Consider the following 1,349-nt stretch of genomic DNA (forward strand, 5'->3'; position numbering starts at 1 on the left):
AGCTCCTCGACCTTGGCGATGACGTACTTGTTGAACCAGCTGATCTTCTCGTCGGCCTTGTCCGGGTCCGGGTGCCAGTAGGCGGGGAAGCAGAGGCCGGTGTTCTCGTGGGTCGCGGGGAAGCTCTTGCCGCTCGCGCAGGCGCCGGTCGGGGCCTTGTAGGTGACGACGGTCTCGCCGCCGTATTCGTTCACGATGCGGCTGATCCGCAGCCGGTCGAAGACCGGGTTGGTGTCGTTCTTCTCCGGCGGGCCGGCCGCCACGACCTCCTTCACCCGGTTCGGCATCGACTGGGTGTTGGCGACGAAGGTGACCGGGTTGAGCTGCACACCCTCGGCGTCGTTGACGCCGTAGCCGGTGCGCGTGACCGAGTTCAGCCAGAGGGCCGTGCCCTCGTCGGTCTTCTCGTGCGGCAGCGACTGCGCCAGCTTCCAGTTGTCGACCTTGTGCAGAGCGGTCGAGCCCTGGACCCGCTGGGCATACGTCGTCACCGCGGCCAGGCGCTTGCGGGACCAGAAGCTGGGGATGGGGACGTAGCACTCCTTGCCGGTGGCACCGGAGCAGTACAGGTCCGCGGGAGTGTCGTACCAGATCCGGTTCTTCGCCCAGTCGCCCGAGGTGAAGTTCTCCTCGGTGCACTTGACACCGTCCTCGGCGTAGCAGCGCTCCTCGACGGCGAACATGACACGGGCGATCGGGTCGCCGGTGTAGATCGCGTTGTCGCGCTGACCGTAGTCGATACGGGAGAGGTAGCCGCCACGGTCGTAGTCGACCGGCTTCTTGAACTTGAAGTTCTTGGCGTAGTGGTTGACTTCCTTCTTCCACCACAGGGACATGGCGTTGCCGTGGACGTCGACGACGTAGTCGAGGTTCCAGCGCCAGGCCTGGGAGCAGAAGGAGTTCGCGTACGTGGCGTTGTAGCAGGGCTCGCCGGGCTGGTTGCCCGAGACCGGGACGGTGAAGACGGAGTTGGTCGTCTCCTTGCCGGTGGTCCAGCCGGGGAGCTTGTGCTTGCCGAACCAGTACTGGGTGCCGTCACGCGTGGTGACCTTCCAGTACTCGGGGCTCTCGGCGCGATTCTCCTCGTCGGTGCGGGTGCCGGGCCGCTTGACCAGCTCGACCTTGGAGCCGTCGCCGTTGGCGGTGACCCACTTGTCGGAGTGCGGGGTGGCCTTGTCCGAGTCGTCCAGGACCAGCTCGGTGGTGGATCCACCGAGGGTCAGGACGGCGTTGTAGGAGCCCCAGCAGAAGTCGGCGGTCTTCTTGGTGTTGTTTCCGCCGGTGCGGTCGTCGCGGCAGGACTTGTAGGTCCGGGTGATGGCACCCGGGTTGTAGTCCCACCCGTCACC

At 65.8% G+C, this 1,349-nt stretch carries 1 pseudogene; it reads right to left on the reverse strand.

The window, feature by feature from the left end:
- Nucleotides 1-1,349 (reverse strand): annotated as a pseudogene (locus tag ACWDR0_RS34910) (sugar-binding protein); the annotation flags it as partial.

This window comes from Streptomyces sp. NPDC003691, from assembly GCF_053981115.1.